Raw genomic sequence first — 19,865 nt, 5'->3', positions numbered from 1 at the left:
TTGGATATATGCGATTGCATGGAATCACCCCCACACATGTGGGGAATACGAACACATAAAGAACAATCAAGATATGTGTTCAGAATCACCCCCACACATGTGGGGAATACCGGAATATGTTCAATGAAAACCTCTTGAATTTGGAATCACCCCCACACATGTGGGGAATACACTAAAGAAAAGCCGCCATACCAGCATTTCAAAATTCACAATTCCGCGTTTTACATGAACTTGGTGTGGAGCACACCCGCAAATACAGTCTACTAAGTCGCTTCTCAACTTGCAACCCCAAACACCGAATCAGCGTAATCATGCAGCTAACTTGAGATAATTTTTGTTATGTTAAGTTATTTAAAGCTTAGCCGTTTCAATAAACTAAAAGTTCCGTTGCCGTTTGGCTTCTAAGCCACCCGCAGCGGAACTTTTTTAATCTAGCTATGACTTGGTTTCGTCCTCGTCCGTCTTCAAAACGGCCATGAACGCTTCCTGAGGAATATCCACGCGACCCACGGCCTTCATGCGCTTCTTTCCGGCTTTTTGCTTCTCCAGTAACTTCATCCGTCGCGTACGGTCCCCACCATATAGGTGCGCCGTCACGTCCTTACGGTAGGCCTTAATGGTCGTCCGGGCAATGATCTTCGCCCCAATGGCCGCCTGAATTGGAATTTCGAAGTTCTGACGTGGGATAATTCCCTTCAACCGGCTGGCAATCTCGCGGCCCCGTTGTGCCGCAAACGTCCGGTGCGCGATAAAGCTCAACGCATCGACCTTGTCACCGTTCAACAATAAGTCAATCTTGACCAGATCACTTTCCTGGTACCCGTTCATCTCATAATCTAACGAGGCGTAACCCCGCGTATTAGACTTCAGCTTATCGAAAAAGTCAAAGATGATTTCGGACAATGGCATATTGTAGATAATGTTCACCCGGTAATCATCCAGGTATTCCATGGTCAGGAATTGGCCCCGTCGGTGTTGGCAAAGTTCCATCACCGCTCCCACGTATTCGTTGGGTGCCATAATGGTCGCCTTCACAATCGGCTCTTCAATCTTCTTGATGGCCGAAGCTTCCGGCATTTCTGCTGGGTTCTCGACCTCCTTCATGGTGCCATCGGTCAAGTAAGCATGGTAGGTTACGGACGGCGCCGTGGTGATTAAATCAAGATTAAATTCCCGCTCCAAACGTTCCTGGACCACGTCCATGTGCAACATCCCCAAGAAGCCACACCGAAATCCAAAGCCCAGGGCCTGCGAAGCTTCGGGTTCAAATTCGAGAGCCGCATCGTTAAGCTTCAGCTTTTCGAGGGCTTCTCGTAGATCGTTTAGTTTAGCGTTATCCGTGGGGTACAACCCAGCGTAAACCATCGGGTTCATTTCCCGGTAACCCGGTAGCGCCTTCGCTGCTGGATCTTCCACATTAGTCACGGTATCCCCGACTCGGGTTTCCGTAATATCCTTGATGCTGGCCGTGATATACCCCACGTCACCAGCAATCAGGTAATCCCGGCTTAACGGGTTTGGCGAGTTGACCCCGACTTCAGTCACTTCGTATTCGGTCTGACTATTCATCATCCGAATCTTGTCACCCGGTTGAACGGTCCCGTCGTAAACCCGAACGCTCAACACCACCCCGCGGTAATCATCATACACCGAGTCAAAGACCAGAGCCTTTAACGGCGCGTCCAAATCACCAGTGGGTGCCGGTACCTTAGCCACAATTTGTTCCAAGAGATCCTCAATCCCGATACCCTGCTTAGCACTGGCTAAAACGGCATCGGAAGCATCCAAGCCGATGACGTCTTCAATTTCTTTTTTGACCTTGTCCGGATCCGCCGATGGCAGGTCAATCTTATTGATAACCGGCACGATTTCCAGGTTGTCATCCAACGCTAGGTACACGTTGGCCAACGTCTGCGCTTCGACCCCCTGCGCAGCGTCCACCACCAAAACAGCGCCCTCGCAGGCCGCCAAACTCCGGGAAACCTCGTAAGAGAAGTCCACGTGCCCCGGGGTATCAATCAGGTGAAACTCGTAATCGTGACCGTCTTTAGCGTGGTAAGTTAATTCGACCGCGTTTAATTTAATGGTAATGCCCCGTTCGCGTTCCAAGTCCATGTTATCCAGGATCTGATCCTGCATGTCTCGCTTGGACACCGTATCCGTCATTTCCAGGATTCGGTCCGCCAGGGTCGATTTCCCGTGGTCAATGTGGGCCACGATGGAAAAGTTACGAATGTATTTTTGATGTTGCTTTAATTTTTCCAGGTCCATTTATTTTCCTACTTTCCTAAACACCATATCTCGATAATTATACCAACCCTGCTCGGGAAGTACAAACCCCGTGTCCGAAACACTAAAGGAGAGGCTAGCCGTGGCTAACCCCTCCTTTAATCGTTATTTCGTCGTCGCTTCGTAGGTTGCTAACTGAGTTGGATCCAGCTGCTGCCACTTCTGCGAGTAGAACTTATCGTTAATCTGATACTTGGGCTGTGGTTGCGACTTAGTTAAGAACGGATCAACCTTTTGGTCAACCGCTAACCAACCCCGCCACCCCAAGTGAATGGTATCCGTCATGAAGTACGGGACGTTACCTTTACTGCTGAGGTCGCAAATGTTGTTAAATCCTTGTGACTGCAATTGATAACGAATCTTTTGATCGAACTGCCGCAGCATTTCCTGCGATAAGCCCGTGTACTTCGCCCACCGGTCGTTAACCGGCGGAATGATGAACATGACGTTGGTCTTTAAACGTGCAAACTGATCAAGCACTAGTTGGAAATCACCAAACTCTGGGGACTTGGTGTAACTCAAGTTCCGTTGGAAGCCTTGTAATTTCCCAGTTTTCAGTTCTTGCTTAAGACCTTGGTTATAGAAGGAATCACTAATACGAAAACGGTTATTCCCCGTTTGTTCCTGACCAATCTGACCGGCTAGTCGATCCAGCTTGGCATAAGAATATTGAGTGGGTAACTTCTTTGCTTGCTGGTTAACTTTGTTCCAGTTCTGCGATGGGAGGTTGATTCCGGAGAAGAATTGATCTTCTTGCGTCAGCATGTTCATCTTAGTCCGCAGATAGAAGCGTTGATAATCGGTCAACGTCTTCCCGGAAGCCACGCGTTGCAGCGCCGCATAGATGAAGTGATCAGACTTGGCGACCGGCATTTGTAATAACCGCTTAGCCGCGTACTGGTCGATTGCATCGTGGCGGTAATGGGACAACCATTCTGCCGTCTGCAGTTGTGAGTAGTAGAAGGCAAAAGCATCCTTCCGGGTCCCGTCCTTCACAAACCATTGGGGCGAAACCACGAAGACCGCTTTTTTGTTACGCAATTCGCCCTGAATGTTTTGTATCACGAAGAATTGCGTTAACGATTGCGTCCCCCGCGCCCCTAAGAGAAATGGACGGTAATCCCGATGATACTTTTGGGCTAGAACCGAGGGGTGCATGGGATCAATTCGGGACCATTCGGAAGACCCGAAAAACGGGACATAGTTTTCCTTTAAGGCCGCTTCCTTAATCCGCTTCCCCTTTAGAACGTTGGGTGATAGTGAAACGGCAGCTTGCCGTTCCTCACCCGCACTGACGTGTTTAAAACCGAAAGTCACCGGTGATACCAAAATCGCCAGAACCAGAATTGCCGCGAGAATTAACGGACCAAAGATCCGTAGCAGTCGCTTCGCCATTGGCTAAGCCAGACTTTCGACTTTCTTAACAATCTTGTTGGGCGTGTCCCACTCTGACCGCTCAAATTCGGAAACTGGTACGCTAACGCCCAGTTGGCTTTGTAATTGCAATAAGAGTTGCACGGAACCCATGGAATCTAATAACCCGCTATCGAACAAGTTATCATCCATCGCACCACTAACATCGTTCCCCGTTAAATCTGATAAGATTGACAAAACAGTTTCTTTTACATCCATGATAATTTCCCCCTAAATGAAATTGAATACTCCATATTTTTATTATTTGGTAAACCAGAGTGTATTTAAGAATCCTGAGAAGATCAGGAAACTAAAGCAGACCAAGTTCGCCGTTAAGAAAATGGCGAACAGCTGCGTAAAGCGGTTGTGCGGCACACTTTGCCGGTACTTCTTCTTGTAGCGCAACCAGGCGTCGTTGACGACCAGGGCCACCCCATGGAAGAGCCCGTAGGTGATGTAGTACCACGTGACCCCGTGCCAGAATCCCATGACCAACATGTTAATAATGTAGGTCACATTGGCCGTGGTCCGCGGACTCTTGAACACCCGGTGCTTCATGAACCAGAAGACCAACCGCATATAGATGAAGTCCCGGAACCAGAAGGACAAGGTAATGTGCCACCGATTCCAGAAGTCCTTGATGTTCGGTGAGCGCCAAGGTTGCTTAAAGTTCATCGGCGTCGCGATCCCCATCAGATACGAGGTCCCGACGGCAAACAAACTGTACCCGGCGAAGTCAAAGAACAAATCGGCACTGTACGCATACATGTACCCCAGCACCGGCCACGACAGGTCCATAAACCCGCCGCGAGAATGCATTGCCATGACCTGCAGTTTCGGCATCAGAATGGACCCGAAGTAGTAAGCCAATAAGAACTTGTACAGGAAGCCCACAAAGATGTAGCGCACCCCTTTTTGAATCATGCCCAGATACGTCGCCCGATCCGGCACCGACCGGTAATCCTTCTCGAACCGCCGGTAACGGTCAATTGGCCCGGATGAAATCGTCGGGAAGAAGAGCATGAATTGCAAGAACGTCATGACTTGGTAGTCCTTAAGCGTGCCATCCCGTGTTTCCATCATGGTTTGGACCGCTCTAAACGTCAGATAACTGATTCCCAAGAATCCAATTAACGACGCTTGGCCATTTTCCACGGCCGGCGTGACCTTCACCACGGTTAGTGGCAGGATTGCCAGGATCACCATCAGGTAAAAAACTGGTCCCGAATTCTTTTGTTTACGGTAAACGGCGTACCCCCAGGTCAACATCACTTCATACAAAATGTAGATGATCAGGGCAATCCCCTGCGTCCACTTCGGTCCCCCAAAGGTTAAGACCAGAAAGAAGATAGAAATCAACGTTTCGTATAGTCGTGAGCGTTTGCCGTATAACAAGCCGATCATTAATGGCAGCAGGGCCACCCCTAGTAAGGCGAAGTAAGTGGGGTTCCCGTATGGTTCAAATGACAGCATTACTGATTAACCTCGGCAATAATAGATTTAATGTCAACCTTGCCGTTGGGGGTCATCGGTAAGCTTTCCTTGTAGACGAACCGTTGTGGAATCATGTATTCCATCATATCGCCACCCTGCAGATTTTCTTTAATGGCCTTGGTCAGTGCCAAACCGCTCAGTTCTTGAGCGGCCGGAACGACCCACGCCACTAGTTGGCTAACCTTGTGGTCACGGTTATATTTGGGTACCGCAACCCCCACCTGAATGTGCTCTTCTTGGGACAGGTAGTGGTTCACCTCTTCCAATTCGATCCGGTAGCCGTGGAGCTTGATTTGAAAGTCCGTTCGCCCACGGTACATAATCAAACCGTTGTCTAGTTGCACCCCTAAGTCACCCGCACGGTAAACTTGTTGGCCGTGCCAAGTGATAAATGCCTTGGCCGTTTTTTCGGGGTTATTCAGGTAACCCTTAGACATTGACGGCCCACTGATTAGGATTTCTCCTTCGGTGCCAGCCGGTACCTCGTTAAGTTGATCGTCCACCACCGTGATGGTCGTGTCGTCCTTGGCGTACTCAATCGGTAACCGGGGATAATCGGCAAGGATTTGATCCGTAATTTCAACTTGGGTGACCGCCACCGTGGTTTCCGTTGGCCCGTAAGTGTTGAAAATCCGGGCTTGCGGGAACCGTTGATGCAGGGTCTGCGCCGTGGCGTGAGTTAACTCTTCACCACAGAACAGGAACCGTTGCAGGTCCGGATAGTGTGCGGCGTCAAACGTCGGCTCCAATAGGCAGATATCCATGAACGAAGGGGTAGAAACCCAAACGTTCAACTTCATCTGTGGCAAGGTCTCAAACAGGACTTTGAAATTATCGGTTACCTGCTTAGGCAACGCCACCAACGTCCCACCGCCGGCTAAGGTCGGCCCCCAATCCATGACGGACAGGTCGAATGAATATGGCGCTTGTGAAAGTGTTCGTGGTTGCTGTGGCAGGTCGAAATCGTCACTTAACATCCAGTTCACGTAGCTTAACAGGTTAGTGTGTGAAATTTGGACCCCTTTGGGTTTCCCCGTGGTTCCGGACGTGAAGATGATGTAGTAGGTTTCATCCCCACTGACCGCGTGATCCACCCGGTAGTCCGTCACCGGCTTTTCAAAAATCGTTTGTAAGTTTTCTGGTGTGATGACCGCCGTCCCTGGTAGGTCGGTCGGTAAGGCGGCCACCGCGATGGCCGCTGCCGGATGAGCAATATCGTTAATCGTGGTAATCCGTTCTAGTGGTGAGTGCGTATCAATCGGTGCATAGGCGTGCCCACTCTTGACGATGCCCAGAAACGTTGCCATCATGTTAAACGTTTGGTCCCCGTAGACTAAAATGGGGGCTTCACGTGGCAGTTGCATGGCGTCTAAGTGTGCCGCCAAAGCATCGGAATACTGTTTCAATTCCCCGTACGTGTTCGTGTGACCCAAATCATCGTAAACCAGTCGATCTGGATCTTGTGTTGCTATTCGGTCGATTGTCGTGATCATGTTCTCAATCAATCTTTATCCCCCCAAAGAATTCAATTTTCAATTACTCCGTTTAAAACTCATTATAGATAAACGTCGTACTGTTCAGGCCACTATAGCCGTACAAATAAACCAACGCCATTAAAATCGCAAAGTAGAAAACGGTCCAGCCAATGAAGGCGACCACTGGCTGATGCCAAATTGCCAGCCACTTTGTGCGCATGAGTTTTCACCCCCAAATTTCCCGACTTAACATTCCTAACGTCCCCGTAGTCGGTGTCGATCAAATACGTCGCTCTTGGTTCTCCCGAGAAGCAAGAGGCGCGCAGGCAATCCCGAAGTTTCCGGTCATTGCTTATAGTCTGAGGTTATCATTGCCAAAACCGGATTGCAAATAACACCGCTCAACCTTAATAGTTTCTTTTCATTTTGGAATCTTTAGTTAATTGAGTGACCAAAAAAAGGCTACTGAACACTTTCAGTAGCCTTGACTGGTTAAAACCCACACCAGTCGTTGCATCAATTACTATTTATTCATTGAATTTATCGCGCATTTTGTCGAACAAGTTCCCCTTGCCGGTCCCGGAAACGTTCTCGCCACTGGCCTTGGCAAAGGCCCGTAAGGCGTCCCGTTGACCCTTATTCAGGTTCTTCGGGGTCACAACCTTCACGGTGACGTGCTCGTCACCGTTGCCGTTGCCGCGCAACCGTGGGGCACCCTTGCCCCGTAACCGGAACGTGGTGCCACCCTGCGTGCCGGCAGGGATCTTCAACTTAACGTCACCGTGAACGGTCTTGACCTGGACATCGTCACCCAGGGCCGCCTGGATGAACGAAATCGGTTGGTCAAAGTAAATTTCGGTGCCATCGCGCCGGAAGTCCTTGCTAGGCGTCACTTGGAAAATAATAAAGAGATCCCCGTAGCTACCACCATTAGTGCCGGATTCACCTTGACCCTGCAACCGCATTTGTTGGCCGTCATCCACCCCAGCGGGAATGGTGACCTCCACTTCGTGCCGTTGTTCTTCGTGACCAGAACCACCACAGGTTGGGCACTTTTCCTTGATTTCTTGACCCGTTCCGTGACAAACCGGGCAAGGTTGCTGACTTTGCATCCGGCCCAGCGGCGTGTTGGTGACCGTGGTCACGTAACCGGAGCCGCCACATTGGTGACAGGTGACCGGTGAGGTGCCGGGTTTGGCCCCGTTCCCCCCACAGGTGTGACACTGTGCCTCACGGGTGTAGGTGATCTTAGTTTTCTTACCAAAGATGGCTTCTTCAAAGGTCAAGTTCATCTGGTACTGCAGGTCCCGACCCGGCCGTGGCGCGTTCGGGTTCCGTTGACCGCCCCCACCAAAGAATTGGTTGAAGATGTCGTCGAAACCGCCACCGCCGAAGCCGCCACCACCAAAACCGCCAGCTTGGCCGCCACCAAAGCCGCCGAAGCCGCCTTGCGCACCGTCTGCCGACCCGTATTGGTCGTAGTTTTGCCGTTTCTGTTTATCGCCCAAGACGTCGTAAGCATCCTGGACTTCCTTGAACTTTTCCGCCGCATCAGGGGCCTTATTAAGGTCTGGGTGATACTTCTTGGATAATTTCCGGTAGGCCTTCTTGATTTCGTCTTGACTGGCGTCCTTAGAGACACCAAGTACACCATATAAGTCCTTTTGCGCCATCGTTTTCCTCCCAATCAAATCCCGATATTAAAAAACTACTAGTAAGAATAGCATACCTCGAAACAAAAAGCCAAAGCCCCGCGGACTCTGACTTTTTGCCCTAACTTATTCTCAAAGTTGGCTTGGCTTACTTGTTATCGTCATCGTGAACTTCATGGAAGTCACCGTCAACGGTATTATCATCCTTACCACCATTGTTCGTCGTGTCGTTACCTTGAGCACCTTGGGCCCCAGTAGCGCCGGCCGCACCAGCGGCCCCGCCCTGAGCATTTTGGGCTTGTTGATACAACTTCACGGAGAGGTCTTGGATAATCTTAGTTAAGTCATCCTTCTTGGTCTTCATATCATCCAGGTTGTTGGCTTCTTGGGCCTTCTTCAAAGCATCCCGTGCGTCTTCAGCCTTCTTGATTTCATCGTCGGAAACCTTGCCCTTAACTTCCTTTAAGGTCTTATCGGTCTGGAAGAGGAGTTGGTCGACTTCGTTCTTGGTGTCGACTTCTTCCTTACGTTGCTTATCGGCCGCTTCGTTTTCCTTAGCTTCCTTCATCATCTTTTCGATTTCGTCGTCGGACAGACCGTCGGAACTCTTGATGGTGATCTTTTGTTCCTTGTTGGTCCCCATGTCCTTAGCCGAAACGTTAACGATCCCGTTCTTATCGATATCGAAGGTCACTTGGATTTGAGGAACCCCACGTGGGGCGGCTGGAATGTCCGTCAGCTGGAAGTTCCCTAACGTCTTGTTGTCAGCAGCCATTGGCCGTTCACCTTGCAAGACGTGGATATCAACGGCCGGTTGGTTATCAGCCGCCGTAGAGAAGACTTGAGACTTGCTCGTTGGAATGGTCGTGTTGCGATCAATCAGCTTAGTGAAGACGCCACCCATGGTTTCAATCCCTAAGGATAATGGGGTAACATCCAACAGCACAACGTCCTTCACGTCACCGGTAATGACCCCACCTTGAACGGCAGCCCCTAAGGCCACGGCTTCGTCTGGGTTGATAGAGTGACTTGGTTCCTTACCCGTCCACTTTTGAACGGCTTCTTGAACGGCTGGAATCCGGGTGGACCCACCGTTTAAGATGACCACGTTGATATCGGAAGCTTGTAAGTCGGCATCCTTCAAGGCGTTTTCCACTGGAATCCGCGTCTTTTCAACCAAGTCAGCGGTCAATTCATTGAACTTAGCCCGCGTTAAGGACTTTTCCAAGTGCAGTGGGCCGTTAGCGCCGGCAGAAATAAATGGCAAGCTAATGGAAGCTTCCGTCACTCCGGAGAGGTCCTTCTTAGCCTTTTCAGCCGCATCCTTCAACCGTTGTAAGGCCATCTTGTCCTTGGACAAGTCAACACCATTTTCATCCTTGAAGCCGGCAATTAACCAGTCCATGATCTTTTGGTCAAAGTCATCCCCACCTAAATGGGTATCCCCGTTAGTGGACAGAACGTCAAAGACACCGTCCCCTAAGTCCAGGATGGAGACATCAAACGTCCCCCCACCTAAGTCGTAGACCATGATCTTTTCGTCTTTATCTTGCTTGTCCAAGCCGTAAGCTAAGGCCGCAGCGGTTGGTTCGTTGATGATCCGCTTAACGTCCAAGCCCGCAATCTTCCCGGCATCCTTCGTGGCTTGCCGTTGAGCATCGTTGAAGTAGGCGGGTACCGTAATCACGGCTTGCGAAACCGTATCACCAATGTAGTCTTCAGCAAACGACTTCAAGTGTTGCAAAATCATCGCGGAGATTTGTTCTGGCGTGTAGTCCTTGCCGTCCACACTAACCTTGTAGCCGGCTTCACCCATGTGACTCTTAATGGATGAAATCGTGTTCGGGTTGGTAATGGCTTGACGCTTGGCCACTTCACCCACTTGGGTTTCCCCATCTTTAAAGGCCACAACGGATGGCGTCGTCCGGGCGCCTTCCTTGTTGGCAATAATCTTTGGTGTACTACCTTCCAAAACGGCAACGGCGGAGTTCGTCGTCCCTAAGTCAATCCCAATAATTTTGTTGCTTGCCATCAAAAATTCCCTCTTTTACTGTTAGATTTTTAATTTATTGTGCAACAACCACCATGGCCGGTCGTAATACCCGGTCCTTTAACTGATACCCCTTTTGGAGCACCTGAACCACCGTTTCAGCCGGTTGGTCATCACTGGCCGGAACCGTCTGAACGGCCTGGTGTAAGGTCGGATCAAACTTTTGACCCAACGCAACCACTTCAGTCACATGGTTGCGCTTCAGGGCATCTTCCAAGTGATCGTAGGTCATCTGAACACCCTTCTTCAACCCCGTTGCCGCTTCGTCCTTAGCTTCAACGGCCAGCGCCCGTTCCAGGTTATCAATCACCGGTAAGATATCCTTAGCCAACTGTTGACCATCGTACTTGATCAACGTCGCCTGTTCTTTTTGGAACCGCGTTTGCATATTTTGAATCTCGGCTTCGGCCCGGAGGTACTTGTCCTCCATGGCAGAAGACTTCTGCTTCAGCTCCGCTAACTCGGCTGCCTGAGGATCCGGCTTGGTGGCCTGTTTTTCAGCCTTAGTGGTTGGTTGCTCAGCGGCGCTCGACGCTGAGGTCTTCACGTCCGCTGCTGGTTGATCTGGTGTTGCCTGCTGGACTTGTTTAGCGTCAGCAGATTTCGGTTGCTTATCAGCCACGAATGAACCCCTTCCTTTCTGTTACTCGTCGTAATAACGATAATAATCGAGTAGTTTTTTCGCGAGCTCTTCACGAAACGCGCCAACCAGACCTAACATTCGCGAATATGGCATTCGCGTAGGTCCTAAAATGGCGATCATTCCGCGACCGTGCTGATTAACGTCGTAGGTTGCCGTAATCAAACTATAATTACGCAATGCGTCGTTAGTCATTTCGTTACCAATCTGCACGGAAATGTTATCCCGTGGCTGACCCAAGACGTTGGCGATATCATCCGTCTTATCAATCAACGAATACAACGCCTTTAAAGAATCAACGTCACTATCCTGTGAGAAGTTCAACAGGTTCAAGCGACCGCCCACGTAGAAACGCTCCTGCGCCGCCCGAGTCAAGACATCCCCAAAGATATCCAAGAATCCCTGCGGACTTTGCAGGTAATGCGTAATCTTCGCGGGAATGTCGGTCCGTAACTTCTGCAACACTTCCGGTAAGGTCAACCCGACTAACTGATCGTTAATCAAGCGGACAACGGCTTCCAACTGCTCACCTGTCACCGCTTCGGTCACATCAAACGTTTGATTTTCCACGTCCCCACTATCGGTAACTAAAATCGCCATGACTTGCCGGTGGCCTAAGGGGACCAACCGAAAGCCACTTAACCGACTATCCTTGAGTTCTGGCTTTAAGGTAAAGGCCGTGTAGCTGGTCAAATTCGATAAAATGGTGGCCGATTGGGAGATAATCTCATCAATCTTATGGAAGTCACCGCCCAGTGACGATTGGATCATGCTCAAGTCATTAGGCCGCAACGGGTCTGGCTTAACCAAATGATCCACGTAGTAGCGATAACCTTCGACGGACGGAATCCGCCCAGAAGACGAGTGGGTCTTCCGAATCAACCCTTGGTCTTCCAAGGCCGCCATTTCATTACGAATCGTGGCCGAACTGACGTGGATGGGTAACTGCTTAGCTAGTGCCTTGGATCCCACCGGAACACCACTGTTGGTGAAATCACGGACAATGGCTCGCAGAATCATCATCTGTCTTTCTGACAGCATCACAATCACCCCTTTTTTAGCACTCAATCTTCCAAGTGCTAAGACACATATATAATGTAGCAAAATCGCGTTTTTAAGTCAAGAAATCCAGCAAGAAATTTAGCAATCTCTTAGGTTAAGTGCTAATTTTTTAATTTACGGCCCGATTTAACCCGGCAAACCAGGGAATCCGGTCTTTCCGTTAAGCGGCTAACGCTTAAGTTTCCCCACCAGACCGTTAGTTTAGCACAGCAAAATGGCCAACCCTAATCATTCATCAGGGTTGGCCATCAGTCTATTCGTGGCGCGCCACCTGGGCAAAGTACGCGCGGGTATCCGCCTCATCTTGGGCTAATTGCGCCACCAGGCCGTCCGCATTGTCGAATTTTACCTCACCGCGTAATCGGTGGTGCCATTCAACGGCTACGGACTCGCCGTAAAGGTTGCCGTGAAAATCCAATAAATTCATTTCCACAGTAATGGGGCGATGCTCCCCAAAGGTCACATTGCGCCCAACCGAGATCATCCCGGGATACCAGATGGCCCCGACCTTCAGCCGAGCCGTGTAAACGCCAATTCCCGGGAGCCATTGATTCTCCGGGACTAAGACGTTAGCCGTTGGGTACCCAATGGTCCGCCCCCGGGCTTCTCCGTGCACCACTAAGCCCGTGGTGCGATAAGGATAGCCCAACAGCTGGTTCACCAGATCAACTTGACCCGCCTTCATGGCTGCCCGAATTCGTGACGAACTAACTTTACCGTTTGCTAGCGTTTCGGCCGGCACCGTCTCCACAGCAAACCGTCCCTGCGCATATTCGGGGAGCCGGTCCATGATCGCCACGTCCTTGGGGCCATAGGTGTGATCAAACCCCGCGACCGCTACAACCGTGTGGAACGGCACCAGGTAGTGATCCACAAATTCTTGCGGCGTCTGCGCGGCGAATTCACCGGTATAGTTCACCCAAAAAACCCGCTCAACTCCCAACCGTTCTAACTGCCGCAATTTACGTGGTTCTGGGCTCAAATATTTACGGTCGTCGTTAGTCAACGGTCGGTAAACCAGCGCCGGATGATGGTCGTACGTCAATACGGCTAGCTTGACGCCCCGCTTTTGGGCCAGAACCTTCGCGCGATTAATCACGGCCTGGTGGCCCAAGTGCACGCCATCAAAGAATCCCATGGCTAAGACCACTGGATCTGCGGGAATTTTCCGGGGATCCAATGGATGATGTATTCGAATAACTTCCATAAACGGCTATTCACTCCTTCACTTTACTCCACCGTAAACATCTTCAACGGCTTATATTGTTGTTTAGTGGCCGACCATTGGTAGAGACACTTAGTGGCCCCTTGGTAAGTCAACGCAACGGTAGGAACGATACTGGGGTCCGTTTCAATTTCAGCGGGACTCAAAAACACCCCGTTTTTAACTAACCCCCAAAGCTTCTCGGACAACGCCACGTGCGGGTAATCCTGCAAAGCGTAGTCGATCGGTCGTAAAACCGTGGCCAGGTCATCTTGGGCCACGGCGGTTGCGACCTGCTCTAAGGTCACCGCCTGATCCAGGGTAAACCCACCGCTCTTAAGTCGCGTTAGCGAGGCCATCACGGCCGGAACGCCTAGTTTCTTTCCTAGGTCCACCGCTAGTGTCCGGACGTAGGTTCCCTTGGAGCAGCTGACCTCAAAGTCAATGGTCTGGGTTCCAGCTTGCGCATCAAAGGTTCCCGCGTCCCGCAATGTGAAGGCCGTTACCGTGATGGTCCGCGTCGGCCGTTCCACGGTTTCGCCCGCCCGTGCATACTCGTAAAGCTTCCGTCCCCGGACCTTAACCGCCGAATACATGGGCGGCGTCTGCTGGATGGTTCCCGTTAACTGGGCCGCCGCAGCTTGTAGGTCAGTCAGTGAGAACGGCTGGGACAACACCTGTCGGGCCACTTCATCACCTTCGAGATCCTCGGTGGTGGTCGCTAGACCCAACGTGACTTGGCCCCGGTAAACCTTCCCCGACGCCATCAGGTACGGAACAACCTTGGTCGCCGACCCGATGCAAATGGGTAAAACACCGTCAACCCCGGGATCTAGCGTCCCACTGTGGCCGACCTTCTTGGTATGCAAAATGTGTCGGAGCTTCGCGACACAGTCAAAACTTGTGAGGCCCCGTTCCTTATACAGGGGGATAATTCCGTTCACTTTCAGTCCTCCATTTCAAAAAGAGGACGCTGATCTGTGCTGATCAGCGTCCTCAAGTTCTCAACTACCCGGCTTACGCGTGGTCTTGGTGGTGGAGATCATTTAGCAGTTCATCGATCCGGCTACCGTATTGCACAGACTTATCCTGTTCGAAGAAGAGTTCCGGCGTCTTGTAAATACTCAACCGTGACCCTAGTTCGGAACGAATCAGTCCCGTGGCCTTCTTCAAGCCCTGTGCCGTCTTCTCAGCGGACGAGGCCTTATCCGATAAAATGCTGTAATAGATGGTGGCTTCTTGCAAGTCACCCGTAACTTCCACACCCGTAACGGTAACGCCTTCGACGCGAGGGTCGCGGACCCGTTTTAACAGAATGTCCGTGACCTCACGCTGGATCTCTTGTTCCAAGCGACCAACTCGATATTGTGCCATTTTACGTTGTGCCTCCGTTCTTTATTTAACCGGAACTTCTTTCATGACATAGGCTTCAATCACATCGTCAACCTTGATGTCGTTGTAGTTTTCAATGGTTAATCCTAATTCAAAGCCCTGCTTAACTTCCTTAACGTCGTCCTTGAAGCGCTTTAAGCTTCCCAGCTTACCTTCATAGATCACGACGCCATCTCTGATCAGCCGAACGTCACTGTCGGACGTAATCTTACCGGCAGTGACCATCCCACCGGCAATCGTCCCGACTTTGGAAGCGTGATAGATTTGCCGAATTTCAACTTGGCCAATCACTTGTTCTTCGTAGACCGGTTCCAACATCCCCTTCATCGCCGCTTCGATTTCATCGATGGCGTTGTAGATGACGTTGTGCAGGCGAATGTCGACCTTGTCACTATCAGCTTGAGAACGCGCTTGTGGCGTTGGCCGCACGTTGAACCCGATGATGATCGCATTGGACGCTTCCGCCAAGGTCACATCACTTTCGTTGATGGCCCCAACGGCGGAGTGAATAATGTTCACCCGTACACCGGAAACGTCAATCTTCTGCAGACTGCCCACTAAGGCTTCAACCGAACCCTGAACGTCGGCCTTGATGATCACGTCGACTTCCTTCATTTCGCCCTCCTTTAAGGAATCGAACAGGTTGTCCAACGTGACATGGCTGGTATTTTGACGTTCCTTAACCAAGGCTTCCTTGGCCCGTTCTTCACCCGCAGCCCGGGCCGTCTTTTCGTCGTCAAAGACCACGAAACGGTCACCGGCTTCTGGCACGTCACTCAACCCTGTGATCTCGACTGGCGTGGATGGTACGGCGGACTTAATGGCCCGGCCCCGTTCGTTGGTCATGGTCCGTACGCGACCGAACGTGTTCCCAACTACGATAGGGTCACCGACGTGTAAGGTTCCTTGTTGGACCAATAACGTAGCCACGGACCCTTTTCCTTGATCCAACCGCGCTTCAATCACGGAACCGGCCCCGTTTTGATCCGGATTAGCCTTTAATTCCATAACTTCGGACTGTAAGAGAATCATGTCGAGTAATTCATCGATGTTCTTCCCAAACTTCGCCGAGATGTTCACGAAGATGGTATCGCCACCCCAGTCTTCAGGAATTAATTCGTATTCCGTCAACTGTTCCATCACGTGGTTCGGGTTAGCCCCTGGCTTATCAATCTTGTTGACCGCCACGATGATTGGAGTACCAGCAGCCTTCGCGTGGTGAATGGCTTCAATGGTTTGTGGCATCACCCCATCATCGGCCGCAACGACCAAGATGGTAATGTCGGTGATTTCCGCCCCACGAGCTCGCATTTCGGTGAAGGCCGCGTGCCCTGGCGTATCCAGGAAGGTAATCAACTTGTCATTGTAGTGAACTTGGTACGCCCCAATGGCCTGCGTGATCCCCCCGGCTTCACCCGCCGTAATGTGGGAGTGCCGTAAGTGGTCCAGTAACGTGGTCTTCCCGTGGTCAACGTGGCCCATGATGGTCACAACGGGCGCCCGCGTAACTTGATGGTCCGTGTTAGCCATTTCAGCATCGAAGAACTTATCGATATCGGAAACGTCCACTTGCACCTTTTCCTTGGCTTCGATGCCGTAATCGGAAGCCAAGATTTCGATGGTGTCCTTATCCAGGGATTGGTTTTGGTTAACCATGACCCCGAGCATGAAGAGTTTCTTAACAATTTCAGCGGAAGACCGGTGCAATAGTTTTGCCAGGTCTTGGGCGTTCATCCCATCCGTGTACAATAACACATCTGGTAACGCCTTATTCTTCCGTTCTGGGGCACCCTTATGCTGGTTCACATCTTTAATCCGTTGATTTTTCTTGTAACGGTTGTTGTTATTGTTGCGCCGACGATTGTTGCGGTTATTGCGGTTGTTCCGCCCACCACGACTGTTGTTACCGCCACGGCGACCATTATTATTTGTATTATTATTCAAGCTTCCACCAAATCTGCCGGTACCGGAGTTAGATGTCCCACGTTGCTTTCCGGTCTGGCCGTTATTTTTATTGTGTTGCTGACCCGCTGGCCGCCCACTCTGCGACGAATGTCCAGAATGAGCTGCCGTTGAGGCTGCTGGGGACTGACGGCGATCCGTAGATCGCGCTGACTGTGCCGCATGACCCGCTGACTGAGCAGTCCGTTGTCGCGGTTGCGCTGCCGTTTGCCGAGCGGCTGACCGCGGAGAAGCCGGTTTCTGCTGTGTCTTAGGCCGAAAAGCAGCCCGCAGTTGACGTTCTTCATTCTCGCCGAGCGTTGACATATGGTTTTTTACCGGAAAGCCCTTTTCCTCTGCCTTCGCGATAAGTTGTTTACTGGAGACATTAATTTCTTTGGCAAGTTCATAAATGCGCTTTTTCCCCATATCATCACTCTCCTTAATAAATCCGATCACGAGAACGTCACGGATTAGTCAGCAAGTAATTGTTGTAACTTCCGGACGAATCCCGGATCGGTGATGGCAAGGACCGTGCGCGCTGACCCAATGGCCGTGCTCAACTGATCCTTCGTAAACGTTTCATTCAAGGCCACGTGATAGCTGGTGGTTTTATCGCGGAACTGCTTTTGACTACTAGCCCCCGCGTCATTCGCGAGTAAGACCAATTTGGCCGAGCCGTCCCGGACCGCAGCTAAGACGAAGGTTTCGCCGGTGACCAGTTTACCTGCTCGCCGCACAAGGCCCAATAACTGTAAAGCTCGTTGAGAATTAGTCATGATCGAAAAGTTCCCGTCGAGCCTGTTGGTGATCCACGTAAGCAATCAAATCATCGTAAAATTGATCGTCGATTTTGACGCCAAAAACGTGATCGAAAGTTCGTTCCTTTTTAGCCCGCTTCGCCACGTCCACGTCTAAACTAATGTAGGCGCCCCGACCGGACTGCTTGCCCGTGGGGTCCAGACTGACTTCTTGGGCTTGGTTACGCACCACGCGTACCAATTGTTTCTTGGGTGCCATTTCCCCCGTAACGATGTCTTTACGCATCGGGATCTTTCGCTGTTTCATGGCTCCAAAACCTCCTTTAGCCGCGCTTACTCAGCCGGTTGATCGTGATTGTCGTCATCCGTGGCGGCCGGTTGGTCTTCAACCGGGGCCGCGGAAGCCGCCGACTCATCAGCCGCAGTGGCGTCAGTGGTGACCGTGTCAGTCGACTCATCACTAACCGGCGTCTCCGCATCGGTTGGCGTGGCGTCAGGCGTTGCGGCCGCTTCCTGTTCCGCTTCCATTATAGCAGATGCTTCGGATTCTGATTTAATATCAATCTTGTAGCCCGTTAACTTTGCGGCTAACCGGGCGTTTTGACCCCGTTTCCCGATGGCTAAGGACAATTGATAATCCGGCACAACCACCTCACAAGCCCGTTCGTTGTTCGGGTCAAAGATGACGTCCAGTACTTCGGCAGGATTCAACGCGTTGGCGATGAACTTCGCCTCGTCGTCGGTCCATTCGACGATGTCCATGTTTTCGCCGCCCAGTTCGTTAACGATGGTTTGAACACGTTGGCCCCGCGGACCCACACTGGTTCCCACGGGATCGATATCGGGGTTGTTCGACCGTACGGCAACCTTGGCTCGGTCACCAGCTTCACGGGCGATGGCCATGATTTCCACGGTCCCGTCGTAGATTTCAGGAACTTCTTGTTCAAACAAACGCTTCAACAAGTCCGAAGCCGTCCGACTCACGAAGGCCTGCGGCCCCTTGGTAGCGTTCTCCACCCGGGTCACGTAAACCTTGATGCGGTCGTGAATCCGATAAGTCTCGTTAGGCATCTGATCCTGACGACCCATCACGGCTTCAACTTTCCCTAAGTTTACGTAAACGAAACGGGAGTCCTGACGTTCCACTTCCCCGGTCACAATTTCGTTTTCGTATTGGCTATATTGATCGTAAATGATGTTTCGTTCAGCTTCACGAACCCGTTGCATAATGACTTGTTTAGCCGTTTGGGCCGCAATCCGACCAAAGTTTTTCGGCGTCACCTCAAACTTGATATCGTCGCCCAATTCATAGCCCTTGTTAATTGCTAAGGCGTCGTCCAAGCTAACTTCCAACCGTGAATCGTACACCTGGTCCACGACCTTCTTGACGGCAAACACGTGAATGTCGCCCTTACGTTGATCAAAGGTAACTTCCACGTTTTGGGCTTGATCGTAGTTGCGCTTGTAGGCCGAAACCAAAGCAGCTTCGAGGGCCTCAATCACAACTTCTTTTTTAATACCCTTTTCCGTTTCGAGGACGTCTAAGGCGCCCAGTAATTCTCTACTCATGTTGTCTTTCGCTCCTTAACTTTAGAACTTAATGGCCAACCGGGCCTGAGCAATGGCGGATCGCGGAATCTCGAAGGTCTTGAAACGCCCCTTAAGGTTTACCTTTAAATCCAGTTGCTCAGCGGTTAGCTTCTCCAATGTGCCTTCGTACACCTTACTTTGGCCAATCTTTTGGTAAAGTGATACGTGAATGTATTGGCCCACGGCTCGTTCAAAATCTTCCGGCTTCTTCAACGGCCGTTCGGCACCGGGTGAAGACACTTCTAAGAAGTATGCTTGCGGAATCGGATCGGGATCCAACGCGTCTAGCTGTTCAGACAATTCATCACTCACCAGCGCACATTCTTCAATGTTAATCCCACCGGGTTTATCAATATAGACGCGCAGGTACCAGCTCTTACCTTCCTTTACGAATTCCACATCGACCAGTTCGAATTGGTGACGGGCCACGATCGGTTGGACCAAGCTCGTCACGGTCTCGATGACTGTACTCAACTATATTCCGCCTCCTATATTTATCCATTAAAAAGAGTGAGCATGGCTGCTCACTCATTTAAAAACGAGTTTAATTACATTCTTAACTTTACTACAACTACGCCGTAATTGCAACTTACTCGCAAGTTGCCAAGACAATGATAAACCCTGCAATCGTAATAAATTCAAAAATTAGAAAATTCAGCTGCGTTAACTCTAACCGCCGTAGCCCGAACACCTTGATTAAGGTCAGGATAAAGGCGACGAAGAAGTACGCAATGACCAGGGCCAAAAATGGCGTTGCAGCAACACTGGCGATGAGACCACAGAACACGTACCCTAGTGCAATCAAACAATATCCCGCAAAGAAGAGCCAACCGTCTGGTAATCGAACGAATTGCCGTAACATGGGGAACACCCGCTTTCGTGATTGTCTGTGATTAAGTCAT

19 protein-coding genes and 1 CRISPR repeat array (1 of these 20 only partly in view) are annotated in these 19,865 nt (G+C 50.9%); all 19 genes read right to left on the bottom strand.

Annotated features, from left to right (window positions below; genetic code table 11):
• Positions 1–171: direct repeats of the CRISPR family, unit length 28 nt; unit sequence GAATCACCCCCACACATGTGGGGAATAC (it extends 3,215 nt beyond the left edge of the window).
• 264 nt (positions 172–435) lie between these two features.
• The 19 genes from lepA to RI501_RS06585 all read right to left on the bottom strand — a co-directional run bounded on the left by lepA (position 436) and on the right by RI501_RS06585 (position 19,825).
• Positions 436–2,271: a translation elongation factor 4 gene (lepA, locus tag RI501_RS06675; RefSeq protein WP_313821060.1), complete on the bottom strand. Its 1,836-nt coding sequence runs from the start codon at positions 2,269–2,271 to the stop codon at positions 436–438.
• 123 nt (positions 2,272–2,394) lie between these two features.
• Positions 2,395–3,684, bottom strand: a complete 1,290-nt coding sequence (gene dltD, locus RI501_RS06670; protein WP_313821058.1) for a D-alanyl-lipoteichoic acid biosynthesis protein DltD — start codon at positions 3,682–3,684, stop codon at positions 2,395–2,397.
• A gap of 3 nt (positions 3,685–3,687) precedes the next feature.
• On the bottom strand, positions 3,688–3,921 hold the full coding sequence (gene dltC, locus RI501_RS06665; protein ID WP_057730754.1) for a D-alanine--poly(phosphoribitol) ligase subunit DltC: 234 nt from the start codon (positions 3,919–3,921) through the stop codon (positions 3,688–3,690).
• A gap of 42 nt (positions 3,922–3,963) precedes the next feature.
• Positions 3,964–5,175, bottom strand: a complete 1,212-nt coding sequence (dltB, locus tag RI501_RS06660) for a D-alanyl-lipoteichoic acid biosynthesis protein DltB (RefSeq protein ID WP_313821054.1) — start codon at positions 5,173–5,175, stop codon at positions 3,964–3,966.
• On the bottom strand, positions 5,175–6,701 hold the full coding sequence (gene dltA, locus RI501_RS06655; RefSeq protein WP_313821052.1) for a D-alanine--poly(phosphoribitol) ligase subunit DltA: 1,527 nt from the start codon (positions 6,699–6,701) through the stop codon (positions 5,175–5,177). The genes dltB and dltA overlap by 1 nt, the downstream gene beginning before the upstream one ends.
• 40 nt (positions 6,702–6,741) lie before the next feature.
• Positions 6,742–6,891 carry a teichoic acid D-Ala incorporation-associated protein DltX gene (locus RI501_RS06650; RefSeq protein ID WP_057730749.1) on the bottom strand — a complete coding sequence of 50 codons (150 nt, stop codon included), beginning with the start codon at positions 6,889–6,891 and terminating at the stop codon, positions 6,742–6,744.
• A 307-nt stretch (positions 6,892–7,198) separates the two neighbouring features.
• Entirely contained in the window at positions 7,199–8,344 is a 1,146-nt protein-coding gene (gene dnaJ / locus RI501_RS06645) for a molecular chaperone DnaJ (protein WP_313821050.1), read from the bottom strand.
• A gap of 127 nt (positions 8,345–8,471) precedes the next feature.
• Positions 8,472–10,355, bottom strand: a complete 1,884-nt coding sequence (gene dnaK, locus RI501_RS06640; protein ID WP_313821048.1) for a molecular chaperone DnaK — start codon at positions 10,353–10,355, stop codon at positions 8,472–8,474.
• 34 nt (positions 10,356–10,389) lie between these two features.
• Positions 10,390–10,995, bottom strand: coding sequence for a nucleotide exchange factor GrpE (gene grpE / locus RI501_RS06635; RefSeq protein ID WP_313821046.1), 606 nt, complete (start codon positions 10,993–10,995; stop codon positions 10,390–10,392).
• A gap of 21 nt (positions 10,996–11,016) precedes the next feature.
• Positions 11,017–12,054 carry a heat-inducible transcriptional repressor HrcA gene (gene hrcA / locus RI501_RS06630; RefSeq protein ID WP_313821044.1) on the bottom strand — a complete coding sequence of 346 codons (1,038 nt, stop codon included), beginning with the start codon at positions 12,052–12,054 and terminating at the stop codon, positions 11,017–11,019.
• A 274-nt stretch (positions 12,055–12,328) separates the two neighbouring features.
• Positions 12,329–13,282 (bottom strand): riboflavin biosynthesis protein RibF, encoded by a 954-nt coding sequence (gene ribF / locus RI501_RS06625; RefSeq protein ID WP_313821042.1) that lies wholly within the window; start codon positions 13,280–13,282, stop codon positions 12,329–12,331.
• A 23-nt stretch (positions 13,283–13,305) separates the two neighbouring features.
• Positions 13,306–14,223: a tRNA pseudouridine(55) synthase TruB gene (gene truB, locus RI501_RS06620; RefSeq protein WP_313821040.1), complete on the bottom strand. Its 918-nt coding sequence runs from the start codon at positions 14,221–14,223 to the stop codon at positions 13,306–13,308.
• Positions 14,224–14,296: 73 nt separating this feature from the next.
• Positions 14,297–14,653: a 30S ribosome-binding factor RbfA gene (rbfA, locus tag RI501_RS06615; RefSeq protein ID WP_057730736.1), complete on the bottom strand. Its 357-nt coding sequence runs from the start codon at positions 14,651–14,653 to the stop codon at positions 14,297–14,299.
• Between the two features lie 21 nt (positions 14,654–14,674).
• Positions 14,675–17,041 (bottom strand): translation initiation factor IF-2, encoded by a 2,367-nt coding sequence (infB, locus tag RI501_RS06610; protein WP_313821037.1) that lies wholly within the window; start codon positions 17,039–17,041, stop codon positions 14,675–14,677.
• Between the two features lie 44 nt (positions 17,042–17,085).
• On the bottom strand, positions 17,086–17,391 hold the full coding sequence (locus RI501_RS06605) for a L7Ae/L30e/S12e/Gadd45 family ribosomal protein (RefSeq protein WP_313821035.1): 306 nt from the start codon (positions 17,389–17,391) through the stop codon (positions 17,086–17,088).
• Complete coding sequence (gene rnpM / locus RI501_RS06600) at positions 17,384–17,680, bottom strand: RNase P modulator RnpM (RefSeq protein ID WP_057730730.1); 297 nt, start codon at positions 17,678–17,680, stop codon at positions 17,384–17,386. Before rnpM ends, RI501_RS06605 begins: the two co-directional genes overlap by 8 nt.
• Positions 17,681–17,706: 26 nt before the next feature.
• The gene (gene nusA, locus RI501_RS06595) at positions 17,707–18,942 is read right to left on the bottom strand and encodes a transcription termination factor NusA (protein WP_313821032.1); all 1,236 of its coding nucleotides are present in this window, start codon (positions 18,940–18,942) and stop codon (positions 17,707–17,709) included.
• Between the two features lie 21 nt (positions 18,943–18,963).
• Positions 18,964–19,437 carry a ribosome maturation factor RimP gene (gene rimP / locus RI501_RS06590; protein ID WP_313821030.1) on the bottom strand — a complete coding sequence of 158 codons (474 nt, stop codon included), beginning with the start codon at positions 19,435–19,437 and terminating at the stop codon, positions 18,964–18,966.
• A 115-nt stretch (positions 19,438–19,552) separates the two neighbouring features.
• The gene (locus tag RI501_RS06585; protein WP_313821029.1) at positions 19,553–19,825 is read right to left on the bottom strand and encodes a hypothetical protein; all 273 of its coding nucleotides are present in this window, start codon (positions 19,823–19,825) and stop codon (positions 19,553–19,555) included.
• Between the last annotated feature and the right edge of the window lie 40 nt (positions 19,826–19,865).

It is taken from the genome of Levilactobacillus zymae, assembly GCF_032190635.1.
Taxonomy (GTDB): Bacteria; Bacillota; Bacilli; order Lactobacillales; family Lactobacillaceae; genus Levilactobacillus; species Levilactobacillus zymae_A.
Note: the sequence above shows the minus strand (reverse complement) of the source record. Positions and strands in the feature narration are given on the sequence as shown.